Annotated in this window: 19 protein-coding genes and 1 pseudogene; 6 read left to right on the forward strand and 14 right to left on the reverse strand. The window is 65.7% G+C overall.

Annotation, left to right across the window (positions count from 1 at the left end; translation table 11 throughout):
• Nucleotides 1-50 precede the first annotated feature (50 nt).
• Nucleotides 51-533, reverse strand: a complete 483-nt coding sequence (locus JWN03_RS00655) for a MarR family winged helix-turn-helix transcriptional regulator (protein ID WP_297608024.1) — start codon at nucleotides 531-533, stop codon at nucleotides 51-53.
• A 103-nt stretch (nucleotides 534-636) separates the two neighbouring features.
• On the opposite strand from JWN03_RS00655, the gene JWN03_RS00660 reads away from it, so the two are divergent.
• The 4 genes from JWN03_RS00660 to JWN03_RS00675 all read left to right on the forward strand — a co-directional run bounded on the left by JWN03_RS00660 (nucleotide 637) and on the right by JWN03_RS00675 (nucleotide 4104).
• Nucleotides 637-1275, forward strand: a complete 639-nt coding sequence (locus tag JWN03_RS00660) for a DUF4386 domain-containing protein (RefSeq protein WP_297608027.1) — start codon at nucleotides 637-639, stop codon at nucleotides 1273-1275.
• A 43-nt stretch (nucleotides 1276-1318) separates the two neighbouring features.
• The gene (locus tag JWN03_RS00665) at nucleotides 1319-2086 is read left to right on the forward strand and encodes an SDR family NAD(P)-dependent oxidoreductase (protein ID WP_297608030.1); all 768 of its coding nucleotides are present in this window, start codon (nucleotides 1319-1321) and stop codon (nucleotides 2084-2086) included.
• A gap of 159 nt (nucleotides 2087-2245) precedes the next feature.
• Nucleotides 2246-2908: a TMEM175 family protein gene (locus tag JWN03_RS00670; protein ID WP_297608034.1), complete on the forward strand. Its 663-nt coding sequence runs from the start codon at nucleotides 2246-2248 to the stop codon at nucleotides 2906-2908.
• 143 nt (nucleotides 2909-3051) lie between these two features.
• The gene (locus JWN03_RS00675; protein WP_297608037.1) at nucleotides 3052-4104 is read left to right on the forward strand and encodes a Rieske 2Fe-2S domain-containing protein; all 1053 of its coding nucleotides are present in this window, start codon (nucleotides 3052-3054) and stop codon (nucleotides 4102-4104) included.
• 116 nt (nucleotides 4105-4220) lie between these two features.
• On the opposite strand, the gene JWN03_RS45745 is transcribed toward JWN03_RS00675, so the two are convergent.
• Together JWN03_RS45745 and JWN03_RS45750 are read right to left on the reverse strand one after the other, a co-directional pair.
• A complete protein-coding gene (locus JWN03_RS45745) occupies nucleotides 4221-4433 on the reverse strand; it encodes a TauD/TfdA family dioxygenase (protein WP_441342920.1) in 213 nt (70 codons plus the stop codon).
• Nucleotides 4431-4589, reverse strand: a pseudogene (locus tag JWN03_RS45750) (helix-turn-helix domain-containing protein); the annotation flags it as partial. The gene JWN03_RS45745 and the pseudogene JWN03_RS45750, both read right to left, overlap by 3 nt.
• Before the next feature lie 122 nt (nucleotides 4590-4711).
• Here JWN03_RS45750 and JWN03_RS00685 point away from each other — a divergent pair.
• Nucleotides 4712-5686 carry a poly(ethylene terephthalate) hydrolase family protein gene (locus JWN03_RS00685; RefSeq protein ID WP_297608042.1) on the forward strand — a complete coding sequence of 325 codons (975 nt, stop codon included), beginning with the start codon at nucleotides 4712-4714 and terminating at the stop codon, nucleotides 5684-5686.
• Nucleotides 5687-5767: 81 nt separating this feature from the next.
• Nucleotides 5768-6430 carry a TetR/AcrR family transcriptional regulator gene (locus JWN03_RS00690; RefSeq protein ID WP_297608045.1) on the forward strand — a complete coding sequence of 221 codons (663 nt, stop codon included), beginning with the start codon at nucleotides 5768-5770 and terminating at the stop codon, nucleotides 6428-6430.
• A 9-nt stretch (nucleotides 6431-6439) separates the two neighbouring features.
• On the opposite strand, the gene JWN03_RS00695 is transcribed toward JWN03_RS00690, so the two are convergent.
• The 11 genes from JWN03_RS00695 to JWN03_RS00745 form a co-directional block, all read right to left on the reverse strand.
• On the reverse strand, nucleotides 6440-7165 hold the full coding sequence (locus tag JWN03_RS00695) for an SDR family NAD(P)-dependent oxidoreductase (RefSeq protein WP_297608048.1): 726 nt from the start codon (nucleotides 7163-7165) through the stop codon (nucleotides 6440-6442).
• Nucleotides 7166-7207: 42 nt separating this feature from the next.
• A complete protein-coding gene (locus JWN03_RS00700; RefSeq protein WP_297608051.1) occupies nucleotides 7208-7312 on the reverse strand; it encodes a TetR family transcriptional regulator in 105 nt (34 codons plus the stop codon).
• 111 nt (nucleotides 7313-7423) lie between these two features.
• Nucleotides 7424-7735, reverse strand: coding sequence for a hypothetical protein (locus JWN03_RS00705; protein ID WP_297608054.1), 312 nt, complete (start codon nucleotides 7733-7735; stop codon nucleotides 7424-7426).
• Nucleotides 7736-7835: 100 nt separating this feature from the next.
• Nucleotides 7836-8681 (reverse strand): SDR family oxidoreductase, encoded by an 846-nt coding sequence (locus tag JWN03_RS00710; protein WP_297608057.1) that lies wholly within the window; start codon nucleotides 8679-8681, stop codon nucleotides 7836-7838.
• Nucleotides 8678-10492, reverse strand: coding sequence for an AMP-dependent synthetase/ligase (locus JWN03_RS00715; RefSeq protein WP_297608060.1), 1815 nt, complete (start codon nucleotides 10490-10492; stop codon nucleotides 8678-8680). The genes JWN03_RS00710 and JWN03_RS00715 overlap by 4 nt, the downstream gene beginning before the upstream one ends.
• Entirely contained in the window at nucleotides 10489-11343 is an 855-nt protein-coding gene (locus JWN03_RS00720; RefSeq protein ID WP_297608063.1) for an alpha/beta fold hydrolase, read from the reverse strand. The genes JWN03_RS00715 and JWN03_RS00720 overlap by 4 nt, the downstream gene beginning before the upstream one ends.
• Complete coding sequence (locus JWN03_RS00725; protein ID WP_297608065.1) at nucleotides 11340-12590, reverse strand: acyl-CoA dehydrogenase family protein; 1251 nt, start codon at nucleotides 12588-12590, stop codon at nucleotides 11340-11342. The genes JWN03_RS00720 and JWN03_RS00725 overlap by 4 nt, the downstream gene beginning before the upstream one ends.
• Before the next feature lie 28 nt (nucleotides 12591-12618).
• Nucleotides 12619-13491: an SDR family oxidoreductase gene (locus JWN03_RS00730; RefSeq protein ID WP_297608068.1), complete on the reverse strand. Its 873-nt coding sequence runs from the start codon at nucleotides 13489-13491 to the stop codon at nucleotides 12619-12621.
• 37 nt (nucleotides 13492-13528) lie between these two features.
• Nucleotides 13529-14392 (reverse strand): MaoC/PaaZ C-terminal domain-containing protein, encoded by an 864-nt coding sequence (locus tag JWN03_RS00735; protein WP_297608071.1) that lies wholly within the window; start codon nucleotides 14390-14392, stop codon nucleotides 13529-13531.
• Nucleotides 14393-14417: 25 nt separating this feature from the next.
• Complete coding sequence (locus JWN03_RS00740; RefSeq protein ID WP_297608074.1) at nucleotides 14418-14861, reverse strand: type II toxin-antitoxin system Rv0910 family toxin; 444 nt, start codon at nucleotides 14859-14861, stop codon at nucleotides 14418-14420.
• 63 nt (nucleotides 14862-14924) lie between these two features.
• Nucleotides 14925-16130 carry a lipid-transfer protein gene (locus JWN03_RS00745; protein ID WP_297608077.1) on the reverse strand — a complete coding sequence of 402 codons (1206 nt, stop codon included), beginning with the start codon at nucleotides 16128-16130 and terminating at the stop codon, nucleotides 14925-14927.
• Nucleotides 16131-16207: the final 77 nt, after the last annotated feature.

Genomic DNA, 16207 nt, shown 5'->3' on the forward strand with positions numbered 1-16207 from the left:
CACGGGCGGACCGCTGCTCACCGAGCTCCGCATTCCGTGATCCGGACCGCTCAGACCGACTTGTATCCGGGGTGTATGCCCGGTGTGAGGCCCTGATCGGCGGCGATGCGGCCGAGTAGTTCGGCGAGTTGCTGATGCTCTTCGTCGGTGAGGGAACGGCACAGCTGTGCCTCATTTTTAATGGCGACCGCGCCCAGTTCCCCCAGTGTCGCTTGACCTTTCGGGGTCAGATACAGGGCATGCAGGCGGCGGTCGTCCGGATTGCGCTTGCGTTCGATCAGGCCGCGCTCTTCGAGCTTGTCGGCGAACTGCACGAAGCGGCTGGGCGGCATACCCAGATCATCGGCGAGTTCGCGCTGACTGCGGCCGGGCCGGAAGACGAGCGCGCGCAGTAGGCCCGCCTGCGCCGGTGTCAGGTCCAGCGCTGCCGTGCCCTCGGCGAATCTACTGGCGGCATGGGCTCCGACCTGGGCAAGCAGGAATCCGACTGCCCTGGGTGTGCGGTGTCCGCCCGATCCTTCTTTCGTATCCACGACGCAATGGTAGCAGCGAAGATACGATTCCCCATTGACAATCGTTACAGTTTGTAATCATTATTGAGTAAGTACGGTTCACCCGAGCTTGAGGATCGCCGCCATGAGCACCACTACCGCCGCTCGCACCACCACCGCTCGTATCAACCCTGCAGTTCTCGCCCCCGTCCTCGCCTTCGCGGCGTTCACCATCGCCTACGTGGCCACCAATGCCGGCGTCCCGCACCCCGATGCCAGCGGCGCCGATGTGCTCGCCTACACGACCTCGCACACCGGACTGATCAATGCCGGAGCAGTGCTGATGCTGGTGTCGGCCACCCCGCTGGCCATAGCGGGCGCACTGCTGCAGCGCACGCTGCGCGCCCCGGCCATCGCCACCGTCGGCGCCGGGCTCGCTGCCGCCGCGCTCACCCTCAGCGCGCTGTTCGCCTGGGCCGGCGGACACCTCGCCGGCAGCAGCGCACCGGAATTGGCCCGCGCGATCGCCGACCTGGGTTATCTGACCGGTGGGCCCGCCTACTCCGCCGGGTTCGGACTGCTGATCATCGGGATTTCGATTCCGGCACTGCTGAATCGGCAGCTGCCGCGCGTACTGGTGTGGATCGGCTTCGCCATTGCCGCGGCCGCCGCGCTGTCCACGCTGGCCCTGGTTGCCTCGGGATTCGGTTACCTGCTGCCGGTGGTCCGGTTCGGCGGCCTGCTCTGGCTGATCGCCACCTCCGTAGTGCTGTCCCGGCGCTGAATTCACCTCCTTCCCTTTACTACTCATCGAAAGGCTCGATCTCATGTCCCTCAGCAGCTACACCGACCTCTCCGGCAAGACCGCGGTCATCACCGGCGGCTCCCGCGGCATCGGCGCACAGACCGCCCGCATGCTGGCCGCCCAGGGTGTGCAGGTCTGCGTTGTCGGCCGGGATGAGAAGGCGCTCGACGAGGTGGTAGCGCAGATCGGCGAGGCAGGCGGCACGGCGCTCGCGGCCGTCGCCGATGTCACCGATACGACTGCACTGGAACAGGTCCGGGATCTCGTGACGAGCCGGCTCGGCCACGTCGATATCCTCGCCGCCTTCGCCGGCGGTATGGGCGAGCCGGTGCCGACCCCGAATCTGACCGAACAGCGCTGGCGTCAGGTGCTGGACTCGGATCTGACCTCGGCGTTCCTGACCATCCAGGCCTTTCTCCCCGGCATGATCGCCCAGGGTTCCGGCAGCATCATCACCATGGCCTCGGCTGCGGGCCGCCAGCCCAGCCAGGCGAATCTGGCCTATGGCGTCGCCAATGCCGGACTGATCATGCTGACCCGGCATCTCGCTAATGAGCTCGGGCCCAACGGTATTCGTGTCAATGCCCTGGCTCCGTCCTCGATCCGCACCGAAAAGGTGGCCGCCCGCATGCCCGACGCCGTACAGCAGCAGGTCGCGGCCGCCCATCCGCTGCGCCGGCTCGGCCTGACCACCGATGTCGGCGAGGCCGCACTCTTCCTGGCCTCCGATGCCTCTTCTTACCTCTCCGGCATCACCATCGACGTGGCCGGCGGGCGGATCACAAACTGATTTGCACGCGAGGCTCATTCATCACACCGCAGATATCAGCCCCGAGTCCTGTGACCCGGGGCCGATGCGCGCCGCACTGCCACTGTCGGCGATCGTCGTCATACTCGGAGCCGACCCGGCCACCGCCCCCGCGTGGCTTCGACAGGAAGGGGTAGGGGTTTGGCGACCCGCTATCACCGCATTGCCGCCCAGGATCTGGGACGGCTCGCCGCGCTGAGCGACGGAATATTCGCTGTCGCAATGACTTTGCTGGTCCTGGATCTGCGCGTACCGGCCGCGCAGACCTGGCACGAGCGGCTGCTGTGGTCGACCGGTGCGGTATCGGACGAGGAACAGGTGTGGCATGCGCTCACCGACACCGGCCCGAAGTTCGCCATCTGCCTGCTGGGGTTCCTCACCCTGGGCATGTTCTGGATCGGACAGCAGACCCAGCTGAACCTGCTGACCCGCGCCGACCGTTCGCTGGCGTGGATCCACATCATGTTCCTGTTCGGAATCTGCCTGGTGCCCTTCGCGACCGCACTGCTGGCCGCGTTTCCGCAGTCCCGACTGGCGCTGCTGGTCTACTGGGTGGACCTGCTCTACCTCGGCCTGGTGCAGCTCGCGGGGCTGCGATACGCCCGGCGAGCAGAACTCTTCGCGGACACCACCACACCTGAAGACGTCACGGCGATTCGGCGTCGCATCGGCATCGTGCAATTGCTGTACGCCGTGAGCGTGGCGCTGTGCCCCATCAGCACCTACCTGAGCATCGGCGTGATCATCGCGCTACAGGTGAATTCGGCCGTATCCCCGCCGATTCGCCCCTTGAACAAATTCTGAAGCGGCGCCCCACCCGGCCGAACGTTGCGAAATCGGAGCCGCCACACTCCATTAGTGAGTTTCGTTACAGGACAACGCTATTCGCTCACTCCGAACACATACGGTTCATCGTTCAGTAACACGTTCTAGTTATGGTGGCCGGTGTGATCTTACGACGTGATCGTCCCGGCCTATCCGAGTTGCCGCGCGATCCGCGCGCCGACCAATATCCGATGCCCAGCGTGCCCGACGGCTGGTACGCGGTCCTGCGCAGCGCACATCTGCGCCGCGGCAAAGTTGTCAGCCTGCATTACTTCGGCCGTGCGCTTGTCGCCTTCCGCGGCAGCGACGGCGAAGTCGCCGTGCGTGATGCGCACTGCCCGCACTACGGCGCTCATCTGGGAGCCGGGGGGCGGGTGGTGGACGGCAAGCTCGAATGCCCGTTCCACGGCTGGCAATTCGACACCGACGGCTCCTGCGCCTCCGCGCCGTTCGCGGCCCGCGCACCCCGCGTGGCGCTGGGCGGGTTCCCGGTCCGGGAACACAGCGGGCTGATCTTCGTCTATACCGGGCCGGAGGAACCGACCTGGGAGGTACCCGTCGTCCCGGAGGCCACCGCCCGCGACTACGCCCGCCCGATCGACGATGTGCTGCAGGCCCGAATCCACGTGCAGGAGATGCGGGAGAACATCGTCGACGAATCCCACTTCCACCACATTCACGGTCAGAGCGAACCGCCCGTGCAGGAGCTGCACCCCGACGGGCCGTTCGCCGAGATCCACAGCCGGTTCCGCAAATCCGTGCTGGGGTACTGGCTCGACAACAGCTTCGATGTCTTCATGTACGGCCCCGGTGTCATGGTGGTGCGGACCAGCGGGCTGCTGATCACCATGACCGCGATCGCGCTCACCACGCCGATCGACGACACCACCAGCGAGCTGCGGATGCTGTACTACATCCAGCGTCCGGCCCGGGTACCATACGCCACTCCCCTGCTCAAACTGGCCTTCCGCATGGTGGCCCTGGACGAGGTGCGGGAGGAACTCGAAATCTGGGATCACAAGATCCATCGGCCCCGACCTGTTCTGCTGCCGCACGAGAAGGGCATCAAGGCGCTGCGGCGCTGGTACGCCCAGTTCTACTCCCCCGAATCACCTCAGGCACTCTCGAATACGCTACCGCAGAACGACTCCCGCGAATTGGAGACGTCCAGTTAGGTCACCGACGAAGAAGATACGGCCCGTGAGTCACCTCGCGGGCCGTACACAGACCGCCGACAGCCCCGGCGAGGTGGCGTGAACCAGCGCTAAGCGGCAGTGGCGAACTCGCAGTATCAGGCAGAGATTCCGACCGGCCGATCGCCCACGATCGACATGCGGTCCATGACGCGCCGCGCCGGGAAGTAGTCACTCGCGGCGTAGTGCTGGCAGGTCCGATTGTCCCAGATCGCAACGGTATTCGGCTGCCAGCGCAGCCGCACCTGGAACTCGGGACGCTGGATGTGGCGGAAAAGCAGGGCGCTCTGGGCCTGCAACTCGTCGAGCAGGCCGTCGCGTGATCCGAAGTGATACTTCGCCGCCGATCGGTTGGACTGACCAGCGGCGTTCTGCACATCCTGCAGGGTTACCGCGGCCAGTCCGCGTTCGGCGATGAGCCGCTCGGCAGCATCGATCATTGCCTTTCTTGCACCGCCCTGAGTCATGTTCCCGACATTAATACTGGAGTATTAATGCATCAAGCATAACGGGCGTATAACAACTCCTACTTAGTACTCAGTAAGTGGCGGCGCAGTCTGCATGCTCTGTGGGCGTGAAAGGAATCCCCATGGCCCGCACACTGACCCGCACGCTGGCAGCGCTGGCTGCCGCGACCTGCCTCGCGACCGCCGCGGCAGCCACCGCGACCGCCGCCCCGAGCGAACAGGCGGCCGGCACGACCGAATCCGTCTACAGCGCGCCCGGGCCGTGGCAGGTGACCGCGCAGCACGCCTTCGCGTGCTGTGACACGACCGGCGCGGCCTACGACGTGTGGTATCCAACCGACCTGGGCGCCAACGGTTTCCGGCATCCGATCATCGCCTGGGGCGATGGCACCCTGGCACTGCCGCACCAGTACACGTATCTGCTGCAGCATCTGGCCTCGTGGGGTTTCGTCGTGATCGCCCCCGAGAACGAGGCCACCGGGACCGGCGCCGACATCACGGCCGCCGCGAACTATCTGGTGCAGCAGAACTCGACCCCCTCCAGCATGTTCTTCCAGAAGTTGAACCCCGATGAGATCGGCGCGGTCGGCCACTCGCAGGGCGCTGTCGGCGCACTCAATGCCCTGATCAACTCGGGTGGTGCGATCAAGACCGCAGTCCCGATCGAGCTACCCGTGCAGCTGTCCTGCCTGCCCGGCATCTGCGCCGACACCCGCCGGATCGGCGCGGGCTCGGTGTTCTTCGTGAACGGTGCGCAGGACGGTGTCATCTCACCCTCCACACAGCAGCAGCCGTGGCAGACGAGCGGACTGCAGTCCGATCAGGCCTACTACGAGGCGACTCCGCCGACGGTGACCAAGGCCTGGGCCACGGTGAACGGCGCTGACCACAATGACGTGCAAGGTCAGCCCGACTGCGCGGCAGCGAGCTTCCCCTGTGCGCACGGGGTGTACAGCTATCTGGGCTACCCGACGGCCTGGCTGCTGGATCAGCTGACCGGTGACGCCCGGGCGCACAGCGTGTTCGTTTCAGGTACCGGCGAGCTCTTCGACCAGACTGCGAGCTGGAGCAATCAGATCAGCAATATCACCTCCTGACCACGGTGCGGGCTGTTGCCATCGCGACGTATCGCCTCGCCGGGCACAGCCCGCACCAGCGCTGCCCGATAGGCTCGTGCCGTGAGGCAGCGACAGCGTGGCGGGCGAGCCGCCCAGGCGGAAGACCGGCGGGAATCCATCCTGCAGGCCGCGATGGAGGTCATCGCGGAACGTGGCTATCGCGGCGCATCGCTGGCCGCGGTAGCCGAACGGGTCGGGCTGACCCAGCCCGGACTGCTGCACTACTTCCCCAGCAAGGAATTGCTGCTGATCGGCGTGCTCGAAGCCCGCGACCGCTGGGATATCGCCGCCTTCCCCGCGAAGTCCGAAAGCTCTTGGCGCGTAGCCGATGTCGAGCAGCTGGTGGATTACAACGCCATGCGCCGCGGCCTCGTACAGACCTTCTCCGCCCTCGCAGGCGAGAGCGTCACCGACGACCATCCGGCACGGGAGTTCTTCAAAGACCGCTACGTGGACGCCCGCGCGGCACTCGCGGACGTCCTGCGCAATGAATTCGGCGACCGCCTACCCGGCGGATTGACACCGGAACAGGCTGCGCCACTGCTGGTTGCGGTCATGGACGGCCTGCAGACACAGTGGCTACTGGATCCGGAGGCCGTCGACATGGCTGCCGTATTCCGGGACTTCACACCCCTACTGGGCGTACGGGACCAGATCGCCGGGCCCGATGAGTCCGACGAGGACAAGCCCGTGCTCACGGTGTCCGTGCAGCATCCGAGCTAGCGGCGGAATTCAGCCGCGGCCGAACAGGGTTCCGCCATTGATCTGCAGGATTTGGCCGGTGGTCCAGCCTGCCTCGGGGGAAGCGAGATGGGCTATGCCTGCGGCGATTTCGTCGGGGGTGCCGGGACGGCCGAGGGGAATCTGTGAGACTCGGTCGGCTTCCAGTTCCGCGGTGAGGCGCTCGGCCCAGAATTCGGTGGCGGGGACGAAGCCGGGCGCGACGAGGTTGACGGTAATGCCTTGTGGGGCAAGCTGTTGCGCGAGACCCATCGTCCAGCCGTGCAACGCGGCCTTGGCTGCGCCGTAGGGGCCCGCACCGCGCAGTGCGGCGATGGAGCTGACCGAAACGATTCGACCGCCCGGGGCGGTGAAATGGGGAATGAGGGCCTCGGTCAACAGGACTGCCGTGATGACGTTCAAGCGGAAGGTGTCGGCATAAGCGTCAGCGAGGGCAGCCAGCCCGTCCGGCTGCTGCGCGGGATTGCCGCCCGCATTGTTGACCAGTACGTCGACGGAGCCGCCCGCCGCGATCTGCGCGTCGCGGAGTTCGGGCTGGAAGATCGCGGAGGCGCGCAATTCGCCCCAGGCCGTGCTGTTCTCGACAACCACCGGGGTATCCTGCAATTCCCGCAGCAGGGTCTGCTTGAGGTGCCCGCGCGGATCGACTTCGGGATCGGCGTCCACCTCGGTGTACTGCTCGGCCCGCGTACTGATGAACTCCAGCGTGCTCGACACCACACCCGCTCGACCACGGAAGTGGTAGTAGATCAGCGCGGTCTATACGCCGGCCTCCGCCGCAAGCTCCTCGACCCGCAGCCCGCGAATGCCACGCTGTGCGACAACCCGGACGGCGGCCTCCAGAATGCCGGTACGACGAGACATTCGCTCACTTTCCACGGGGCTCAGGGTTCGACGACAATCCACCTAGCGCAGAATTCTGACCAATTGTTCAGTCAGCAAGCTCATCGTCGAGCCCTGGTACCGCGCCGCCGCTCAGGCGCGGCGGTCGACGGCCGCCCAGGCCGTGAGTGCGACGACGCTCGAGACGACCGCTACCGCCGGCCACGCGCCGATCTTCTTCGCCAGCGGATGCGAGGCGCCCATCGCACCGATCGACAGGCCGGTCAGTGCCGCAGCGCCGCCCGTTCCGACCGTCTTGCGCCACCGCGGGAATGCCGCCGCCGTACCCGCCGCGAACACCGCCCCGCCCAACTGCCGCTGCTTGGTGGCCTGCGCGAGCGCGAAGCCGCCGGTGAGACCACCGGCAGCCAGCAGGGATGTCGGTAACGCGGAAATCCGAGCCATGTCACTACCTCCGAAAGACAGTAATTCGAACGAACACCATCGACGGTAACCGGAGGACAAACCGCCGGTTCAGCCGGGAGGGCCGGGACCCGCGCCGGAGTCAGATTTCCGAGTTATTGCCGCGAGCGCGGTCCTCGTACGCCTTTCGCTTGTCCGTGTCCACGCCCTCGAGAAACACGTGGTCCATTCCGAGCAGTCGGCTTGTGTACTCGGCCAAGGGTTTCGGAATGAACCTCATCGAAGTCACCAGCAGGCCCGCCACTCTGGTGACCGCTACCCGCGGCTTCGGGGCCGCGATGAGGGCGACGATCGCCGCGGCGATGTCCTCGGGTTCGGCGTTCCTGAGCACCTTCGGCCCGGTGGTGCCCGCGGTGAGTTCGGTATTGGTGAAGGTGGGCAGCACCACGGAGAACTGAACACCCGTGCCGCGGTGCTCCATTCGAGCGGAGTCGGTGAAACCCAGGACGGCGTACTTGCTGGCGCAGTACGTCGCCAGGCCGGGGGTCGGGCTTTCGGCAGCGAGCGAAGCGATATTGATGATGTGGCCGGTGCCGCGCCGGACCATGCGCTGCGCGGCCAGCTTGCTGCCGAGAATCACACCGTAGACATTGATGTCGAGGATGCGCCGGGTCAGCTGGTCCGGCTCTTCGATCAGCTTGCCGGCGGGCATGATTCCGGCATTGTTGATCAGCACGTCGATGGGACCGAGCTCCTGCTCGACGCGGTCGAGAAACGCCTCGAACGAGTCGGGCGCGGTCACATCCAGCTTGCCGTACACGTCCAGGCCGAGGGCGGTGCCGGACTCCTTCAGCTTGGCTTCGTCGACATCGCCGATCGCGACCTTGGCACCGAGCTGATGCAGCGCGGTGGCGGTCGCGAAGCCGATTCCTCGTGCGCCGCCGGTGATGACGATGATTTTGCCGCGAATGACGGATATTCCGGTCATGCTTTTTCTCCGTACAGCTTGTCGATCTCCGTGGCGTACCTGGCAACGATCGGCTTGCGCTTGAGCTTCATGGTGGGAGTCACGGTGTCGCTGCCGGGTTCCCAGATGTCGGGCAGGATCGTGTAGTTCTTGATCTGCTCGACGCGCGCCAGAGTGCTGTTGGCTGCCGTGATGCCTGCGGCGACCTCGGCCACCACCTGCGGATGTGAGTGCAGTTCGGCCACCGATGTGGTTGGCAGTCCGTGCTTTCCGGCGAATGCGGCGATGGCCTCGGGATCGAGCGCCACCAGGGCGACGATGTACGGGCGCTGGTCACCGATGGCGATCACCGAGCCGATCAGCGGGCAGGCGACCGCTACCGCGTTCTCGATATGCGTCGGGGACATGTTCTTGCCCGACGAATTGATGATCAGTTCCTTCTTGCGATCGACGATCTTCACAAAACCGTCGGCGTCGATGGTGCCGATATCGCCGGTATGCATCCAGCCCTCGGAATCGATTGCCTCGGCGGTCTTTTCGGGATCGTTGCGGTAGCCCTTCATGAGCATCGGGCCGCGCACCAGCAATTCGCCGTCCGCGGCGACCTTGATCTCCGCGCCCGGCACCGCGCGACCGACGGTTCCGACTCGAATGTCATCGGGGCGGTTCACCGTTGCCGCAGCGGTCAGCTCGGACATACCCCACGCCTCGCATACCGTGATTCCGAGACCCAGCATGAACCGATGCACCTCGGGTGGAATCGGCGCGGCGCCGGACACACCGATGCGCACCTGGTCCAGCCCGAGCTTCTCCCGCACCTTCGACAGCACCAGTTTGTCGGCGACCAGGTACTGCGCCTGTAGCGCCGGCGAAATCGGCAGGCGGTCCGTGCTCCGCCGCGCCCGCTCCCGGCCGGTACTCAGGCCCCAGCCCGCCAGTGCGCGTTTGATCGGGCTGGACTCGGCGGCCACCGACCCCTCCAGTGCGGCCTTGACCTTCATCCACATCTGCGGGACGCCGACGAACAGGGTCGGCCGTGCGTCGCTCAGCGCCTCGAGCACCTGCTTGCGATCGGCGACGGTCGTAATCTGCACGCCGCGAAGCAGATTCGCGTAGTGCGCGATCCACCGGTTCGCGGCATGCGCATCGGGCAGATACGACACCACGCGGTCGCCCGGGCCACAGCTGCCGAGCTCATCGATCAACTGCGCATTCGCCATGAAGTTCGCGTGGGTGAGCTCGACGCCCTTCGGCATACCGGTGGTGCCGGAGGTGTAGACGATGGTCAGGACATCGCCCGCTGCGACCGCGCGCCAGGTGGCGTCGAAATCGAAATCCGTTGCGGGCGCGGCCTCGACGGCGGCGAGGCCGATGGTGCCCTCCGGCTCTCCATCGACGCAGATCACGTGCTCGACCTTGCCTCCGAGCGCGGCGGCCGCGAGAACAGCTGGCACGAACTGCTTTTCGCAGATGACCACGCGATTCTCGGCATTCCCGAACAGATATGCCAGCATTTCCGGCGGGTTGGTGTTGTACATGGAGAACGGCGTCGCCCCGGCGTGCAGCACGGCGGTATCGCAGACGTGGAACTCCGGTCTATTGGTCAGCATCAATGCGACGGTGTCCCCCGGCCGCACGCCGAGTCCCGCCAATCCTGCTGCGACACTGCGGACTTGCTCGCCGTACGCACGCCAGGTGACCCGGACCAGGTCACCCGGAGTGCGCAGCGCGACGCGGTCCGCATACCGCGTCACATTCTGTTGGAATGCTTCGCAGAGAGTGCGCGGCGTGCTCGGTCCGGTCGTTTCTTCCACTTCGAATCTCCCACTCATCCTGCTTGGTGGTTCCGGCCGCCGAGCGTCGCATCGAGGAACGGCAGCATGTACCCGGCCAGTCCCGCCGGATCGTCGAGCTGCGGGCAGTGCCCGGATTCCGGCATGACTACGAGCGTGCTGCCGGGCACGGACGCGTGCAGTCGTCTACTGGCGTGCACCGGGATGATCCGGTCTCTTCTGCCGTGCACGACCAGCAGCGGGCACGCCAACCGCGTCGTGTCGTACCCCGCGGCGGTCTCCACCGCGACCTGCTGCGCCTGTACCAGCAGCTCACGCACATGCGCCAGATCCGGGGCCTGATCGGCGAAACGAGCAACGACGACGGGATCGGCGGCCTTCGGATGGCGGTACAGCAGATAGGCGAAACCGGCACGCACCGCCCGGTTGTGTAGTGCCCCCGGCGTGCGCAGCCGAGTCGGCAGCAGCCGAAGTGGATCTCTACCGCGACGCGCCACACGAATCAGCCAGTGCGAGGCGAGGATCGGCTCGTCGATCGCGACAACACCGCGAATGGCCCGGGACCCGCGCGAGGCAGCTCGCACCGAGGCGCACGCCCCGAGCGAATTGCCCGCCAGCACACAGTCACCGAGCTCGGTGACCAGCGCATCGACGAAGGCATCGAGCTGCGGCAGAATCTCCCCCGGCGCCCGAGCATCGGCCTCGCCGAAGCCGGGCATATCGACAGCGAGGGTGGCGCGCCCCGCCATCGCCGGTTGCCCCATGAGCTCACGCCAGGTCTCGGCGCTGTCCATGAAGCCGTGCAGCAGCACGATCGGCACTCCACTGCCCGCAGTGGAAAGCACACGGGTATGCACGCCGTTGTAGCACGCCCGTGATTCGGTGATCATCGTCCGAGTAGCCCCTTCGCGATGTGGGTGACTTGGACCTCATTGCTGCCGGCGTAGATCATCAGCGATTTCGCGTCCCGCGCAAGCTGTTCCACGCGGTACTCGCTCATATAGCCATTGCCGCCGAACAGCTGCACCGCGTCCATCGCCACGTCGGTGGCCGCCTCGGAGCTGTAGAGCTTGATGGCCGAGGCCTCGGCGAGGCTGAGCGGTGTGCCCGCCGCGCCCATCTCCAGTGCGCGGAAGACCATGTTCTGCACATTGATTCGCGCGATCTCCATCTTCGCCAGCTTGAGCTGGATCAGCTGGAAGTCGCCGATTCGCTTGCCCCACAACTCCCGTGACTTCGCATAGTCGATGCTCAGCCGCTGACACTCCTCGATAATGCCCAGCGACATGGCGCCCACGCCGACCCGTTCGAAGACGAAGTTCGCACGGGCGCTGTCGCGACCGTCACCGCCCTTGTTCTCCTCGGTCTCCCCGAGCAGGCGATCCTTACCGACACGCACATTGTCGAAGAACAGCTGCCCGGTCGGCGAGGAGTGCATGCCCATCTTGCGGAACGGCTTGGACTGGGTCAGTCCCTCCATGCCCTGGTCCAGTACGAAGGTCAGGACCGGACGGGTGCGCTTATCGGCATCGGTGCCGTCGTCGAGCTTGGCGTAGACCACGAGGGTGTCGGCGTACGGCCCATTGGTGATGAAGGTCTTCTGACCGTTGAGGATGTAGTCCGCGCCGTCACGCTTGACGCTGGTTCGCATGCCGCCGAAGGCATCCGAGCCCGCATCGGGTTCGGTGATCGCCCACGATCCGACCTTGTCGAAGGTCAGCAGGTCCAGCGCCCACCGCTCCTTCTGTGCGGTGGTGCCGCGACTCATAATGGTGGTCGCGGCCATGCCGACGCTGACCCCGGCTGCGGTGGAGACGCCCATGGCGACCTTGCAGATCTCGGCGAAGGCCACGAAGGCCATCGACATCGGCATACCGCCACCGGACTTCTTCTTACGTGGCGGCAATTCCTCACCCGCGGCGAGCGCGGCGGCCTTCGCCTTCTCCCGGGCAATCGTCTTGAAGAAGCTGTCGCGCGCCATATCGGCAATGCCGAAGGCGGTGAACATCTTTCGAATGATCTCGTAGGGCGGAAGATCGCCGTGCTCGAGCTCATCGATAGTGGGACGAATCTCCTGATCGATGAAACCTTTGATGCTGTCGCGAATCATCAGATCGGTCTCGGACCACTCGATCATGATGTACTCCTTTGTACGAGAAGCTGATTCAGTTGGGCAGGCGGTCGGCGATATCGTCGATCAGCCACGGACCTTCGGCCTCGATGGTCTTGATGTCGTGCCAGCCCGCGAGGGTGGAGATGGCGCCGCCCTGCACCGCGAACATCTGCCCGGTCAGCGGGCACTTCTCGGTAGCGAGGTAGGCCACGACCGGCGAGATATTGGCCGGGCTGAAGTAGTCGAACTCGCCCTCCTCCACCTCTGCGGAGAAGATCGCGCCCATGCCCGGGGTCGCCTCGGTGAGCCGGGTGCGGGCAATCGGGGCGATGGCATTGACCCGCACGCCGTAGCGCTCGAGCTCATCGGCGGCGACCAGGGTCAGTGCGGCGATCCCCGCCTTGGCCGCACCGTAATTGGTCTGACCCGCCTGCGGCACCGTGGTTCCCGAGGCGGAGGCGGTATTGATGACCGCCGCATTGGGCTGATTCCCGGCTTTGGACTGCGCCTTCCAATAGGCGGCCGCATGGTGCAGTACCGCGGCGTGGCCCTTGAGATGCACCGCGAGCACCGAATCCCACTGCGACTCCGTCATGGCGGCAATGAAGCTGTCGCGCAGAATGCCCGCATTGTTGACGACGACATCGAGGCCGCCGAACGTGCTGATCGCCTGCGCGACAAGCGCTTCCGCACCAGCCCACGTCGCGACATTGTCGGTATTGGCGACGGCCTTGCCACCCGCGGCGATGATCTCGTCGACAACCTGCTGTGCGGGCCCGATATCGGAGCCCTCACCGGAGTTGCTGCCGCCGAGGTCGTTCACCACGACCGACGCGCCCTCCTTCGCGAAAAGGAGCGCATGCTCACGGCCGATGCCGCGGCCCGCGCCGGTAATGACGGCGACGCGTCCTGCCAGTGCACCCATGGTCTTCACTCCTCATTCACTTTCGCCGCAGCGAGTTTCAGTCGGCGATTTCGGCCAGGCCGTCGGTGATGACGAAGTCGTCACCGCGGGCGGTCTCGAAGGCGTAGGTCGTCACGCCGTTCTCGGAGCCCTTGCGCCAGATCCGGGTCTCCAGATCGTCCCCGGGGATCACCATCTTCGAGAAGCGCACCGCAAATCGCTTGAGCCGGTGCACATCCGACCCGCCGACCTGGGTCAGCACCGCCCAGGAGGTGAAGGCCATGGTGCACAGGCCGTGCGCGATGATGCCGGGCAGACCGGCGTCCTTCGCGACTTCCTCGTCCAGGTGGATCGGCATCGGATCGCCCGAGGCGGGCGAATACCGGAACGTCTGATCCGCATCGACATGCTGCACGAGCGTGGCCAGTGGCGCGGACTCTCGCAGGCTCGGATCGAATTTGTGACCCGGGGTGAGCTCACCCTCGATCTTGCCCGCATCGAAGCCGCGGAAGAACATCGTCACGTACTGCTCATTGACGAGTTCGCCCGATTCCGTGCGGCATTCGATGAAGACCGCCGCACGGGTGCCGTTCGGCAGACCCTCGTAGCCGGTCATCTTGGCCCGCGAGATCAGCGTATCCCCCGGCCGGATCGGCCGATGGAAGCGGAAGTCCTGCTCGCCGTGCACACCTCGCGCGATCAGCTCCAGCGGCACCACCTCGAGCGCGGGGGTGAGCAGCGAGTCGAAGACCGGGACGATGGCGAAGACCGGCGGCGCGAGTTCGCCGCTCAGATGCGCCTCGATCGGATCATTGGTGGCCTGCGCGTAGGCGATGAGGCGGTCGCGGTCGACCTCGAACTTCTCCTCGTCGCTCCAGACCTGCAGACCGGCATCGTCGAATACCGGTGCGTCGTCGGACATTTCGCTATCCCTTTCGACCGGCGAATCAGGCCGCTACGCCGACGGCGAGCTGGTCCAGCTGCGCGACGGACTTGTCCAGCTGCTTGCCGAAGTCCTTCTCGACCGCCTTGCCGAGCGCGCCCTTGATCAGCGCGCCTTCGAAATCGCCGATGACGGAGAACTTGGAGCCGCCCGCGGCGGGCTCGACGATGAAGGAGAACTCCACCTTGACGCCCGCCATGCCGGTGCCCGCGAGCGTGATCTTCGAGCCCTCGTCGAACGCGGTGACGTCCCACTCGAGCTTATTGGCCATGCCGAGCATGACGATCTTCTCGACCAGCTTGGTGCCGACCGACAGACCGACCGGAGGCTGCTCGAGCCAGCCGTCATGGATGGTGAACCACTTGTCCCACGTCTGCGGGTCGGAGATGACGCTCCAGACGGCGGCAGGGGTGGCGGCAAGATCCTTGGTGGCTTCGACGTGTCCCATTGCTGTTCTCCTCGTTAGGTTTTCGGAAGTTCTCAGTGCAGTCGCGAATGACGCTTCGCGAGCTCAGCGTTCTGCGCGCTGATAGGCCGTGACGACGGCAGCGCCGCCGAGACCGATGTTGTGCTGCAGGGCAGCGGTGACGCCTGCGACCTGGCGCTTGTCGGCGTTGCCGCGCAGCTGCCAGGTGAGCTCGGCGCACTGCGCCAAACCCGTTGCGCCCAAAGGGTGTCCCTTCGAGATGAGCCCGCCGGACGGGTTGACAACCCAGCGCCCGCCGTAGGTGGTGTCCCCCGCGTCGATCAGGGCCCCGGCTTCACCCGTGCCGCACAGCCCCAGGGCTTCGTACAGCAGCAGCTCATTGGCGGAGAAGCAGTCGTGCAGCTCGATGACCTGGAAATCCTGTGCGCCGAGCCCGGATTGCTCGTACACCGACTGCGCGGCCTGCACATTCATGTCGTAGCCGATGATGTTCTTCGCGGTGCCGTCGAAGCTGGATTCGAAGTCGGTGGTCATGGCCTGGCCGACGATCTCCACCGCCTGGCCGGCGAGCCCGTGCTTGTCGACAAACGCCTCGCTGGCCAGAATGGCCGCGCCGGAACCGTCCGAGGTGGGCGAGCACTGCAGCTTGGTCAGCGGGTCGTAGATCATCCGCGAGCCGAGGATTTCGTCGAGCGAGTACTCGTCCTGGAACTGCGCGTACGGATTGTTCACCGAATGCATGTGGTTCTTGTGGCCGATCTTGGCGAAATGCTCTGCGGTGGTGCCGAATTCCTTCATATGCTCGCGGCCGGCCGCGCCGAACATCCAGGGCGCGGGCGGGAAGAGCACCTCGGAGATCTGCGCCAGCTTCTCCATATGGTTGGCCAGCGGCTGCTCGCGGTCCTCGTACATGGTGCCGAGCGAGCCCGGATTCATCTTCTCGAAGCCGAGCGCCAGCGTGCAGTCCGCGAGGCCGCCCTTGATGGCCCGCGCGGCGAGGTAGAGCGCGGTGGAGCCGGTCGAACAGTTGTTGTTGACATTGGCGACCGGGATGCCGGTCATGCCCAGCTCGTACACCGCGCGCTGCCCGGAGGTCGATTCGCCGTAGACGTAGCCGACGTAGGCCTCCTGCACCTCGCGGTAGTCGATGCCCGCATCCGCGAGTGCCTTGGTACCCGACTCGCGGGCCATCTGCGGGTAGTCCCAGCCGCTGCCGTCCTCGTTCTTCCGCCGCCCCGGCTTCTCGAACTTCGTCATCCCGACCCCGACGACATAGACCTTGTTCGCCATTGCACACCTCCTGTTGCGGTACCCGGACGCGCTGCCGACGCAGGGTCTCTGGATTTAGAATTAACGTACATCTCTGT

The organism is Nocardia sp. (assembly GCF_025465275.1).
Classification (GTDB): Bacteria; Actinomycetota; Actinomycetes; order Mycobacteriales; family Mycobacteriaceae; genus Nocardia.

Bases quoted from the DNA above. Each gene is read 5' to 3' on its own strand.
- JWN03_RS00745 (WP_297608077.1), bottom strand. From the start codon at position 16,130: ATGGCGAACAAGGTCTATGTCGTCGGGGTCGGGATGACGAAGTTCGAG.
- JWN03_RS00710 (WP_297608057.1), bottom strand. From the start codon at position 8,681: ATGACCGGAATATCCGTCATTCGCGGCAAAATCATCGTCATCACCGGC.
- JWN03_RS00685 (WP_297608042.1), top strand. From the start codon at position 4,712: ATGGCCCGCACACTGACCCGCACGCTGGCAGCGCTGGCTGCCGCGACC.
- JWN03_RS00720 (WP_297608063.1), bottom strand. From the start codon at position 11,343: ATGATCACCGAATCACGGGCGTGCTACAACGGCGTGCATACCCGTGTG.
- JWN03_RS00730 (WP_297608068.1), bottom strand. From the start codon at position 13,491: ATGGGTGCACTGGCAGGACGCGTCGCCGTCATTACCGGCGCGGGCCGC.
- JWN03_RS00725 (WP_297608065.1), bottom strand. From the start codon at position 12,590: ATGATCGAGTGGTCCGAGACCGATCTGATGATTCGCGACAGCATCAAA.
- JWN03_RS00735 (WP_297608071.1), bottom strand. From the start codon at position 14,392: ATGTCCGACGACGCACCGGTATTCGACGATGCCGGTCTGCAGGTCTGG.
- JWN03_RS00715 (WP_297608060.1), bottom strand. From the start codon at position 10,492: ATGAGTGGGAGATTCGAAGTGGAAGAAACGACCGGACCGAGCACGCCG.
- JWN03_RS00740 (WP_297608074.1), bottom strand. From the start codon at position 14,861: ATGGGACACGTCGAAGCCACCAAGGATCTTGCCGCCACCCCTGCCGCC.
- JWN03_RS00660 (WP_297608027.1), top strand. From the start codon at position 637: ATGAGCACCACTACCGCCGCTCGCACCACCACCGCTCGTATCAACCCT.
- JWN03_RS00705 (WP_297608054.1), bottom strand. From the start codon at position 7,735: ATGGCTCGGATTTCCGCGTTACCGACATCCCTGCTGGCTGCCGGTGGT.
- JWN03_RS00665 (WP_297608030.1), top strand. From the start codon at position 1,319: ATGTCCCTCAGCAGCTACACCGACCTCTCCGGCAAGACCGCGGTCATC.
- JWN03_RS00700 (WP_297608051.1), bottom strand. From the start codon at position 7,312: ATGTCTCGTCGTACCGGCATTCTGGAGGCCGCCGTCCGGGTTGTCGCA.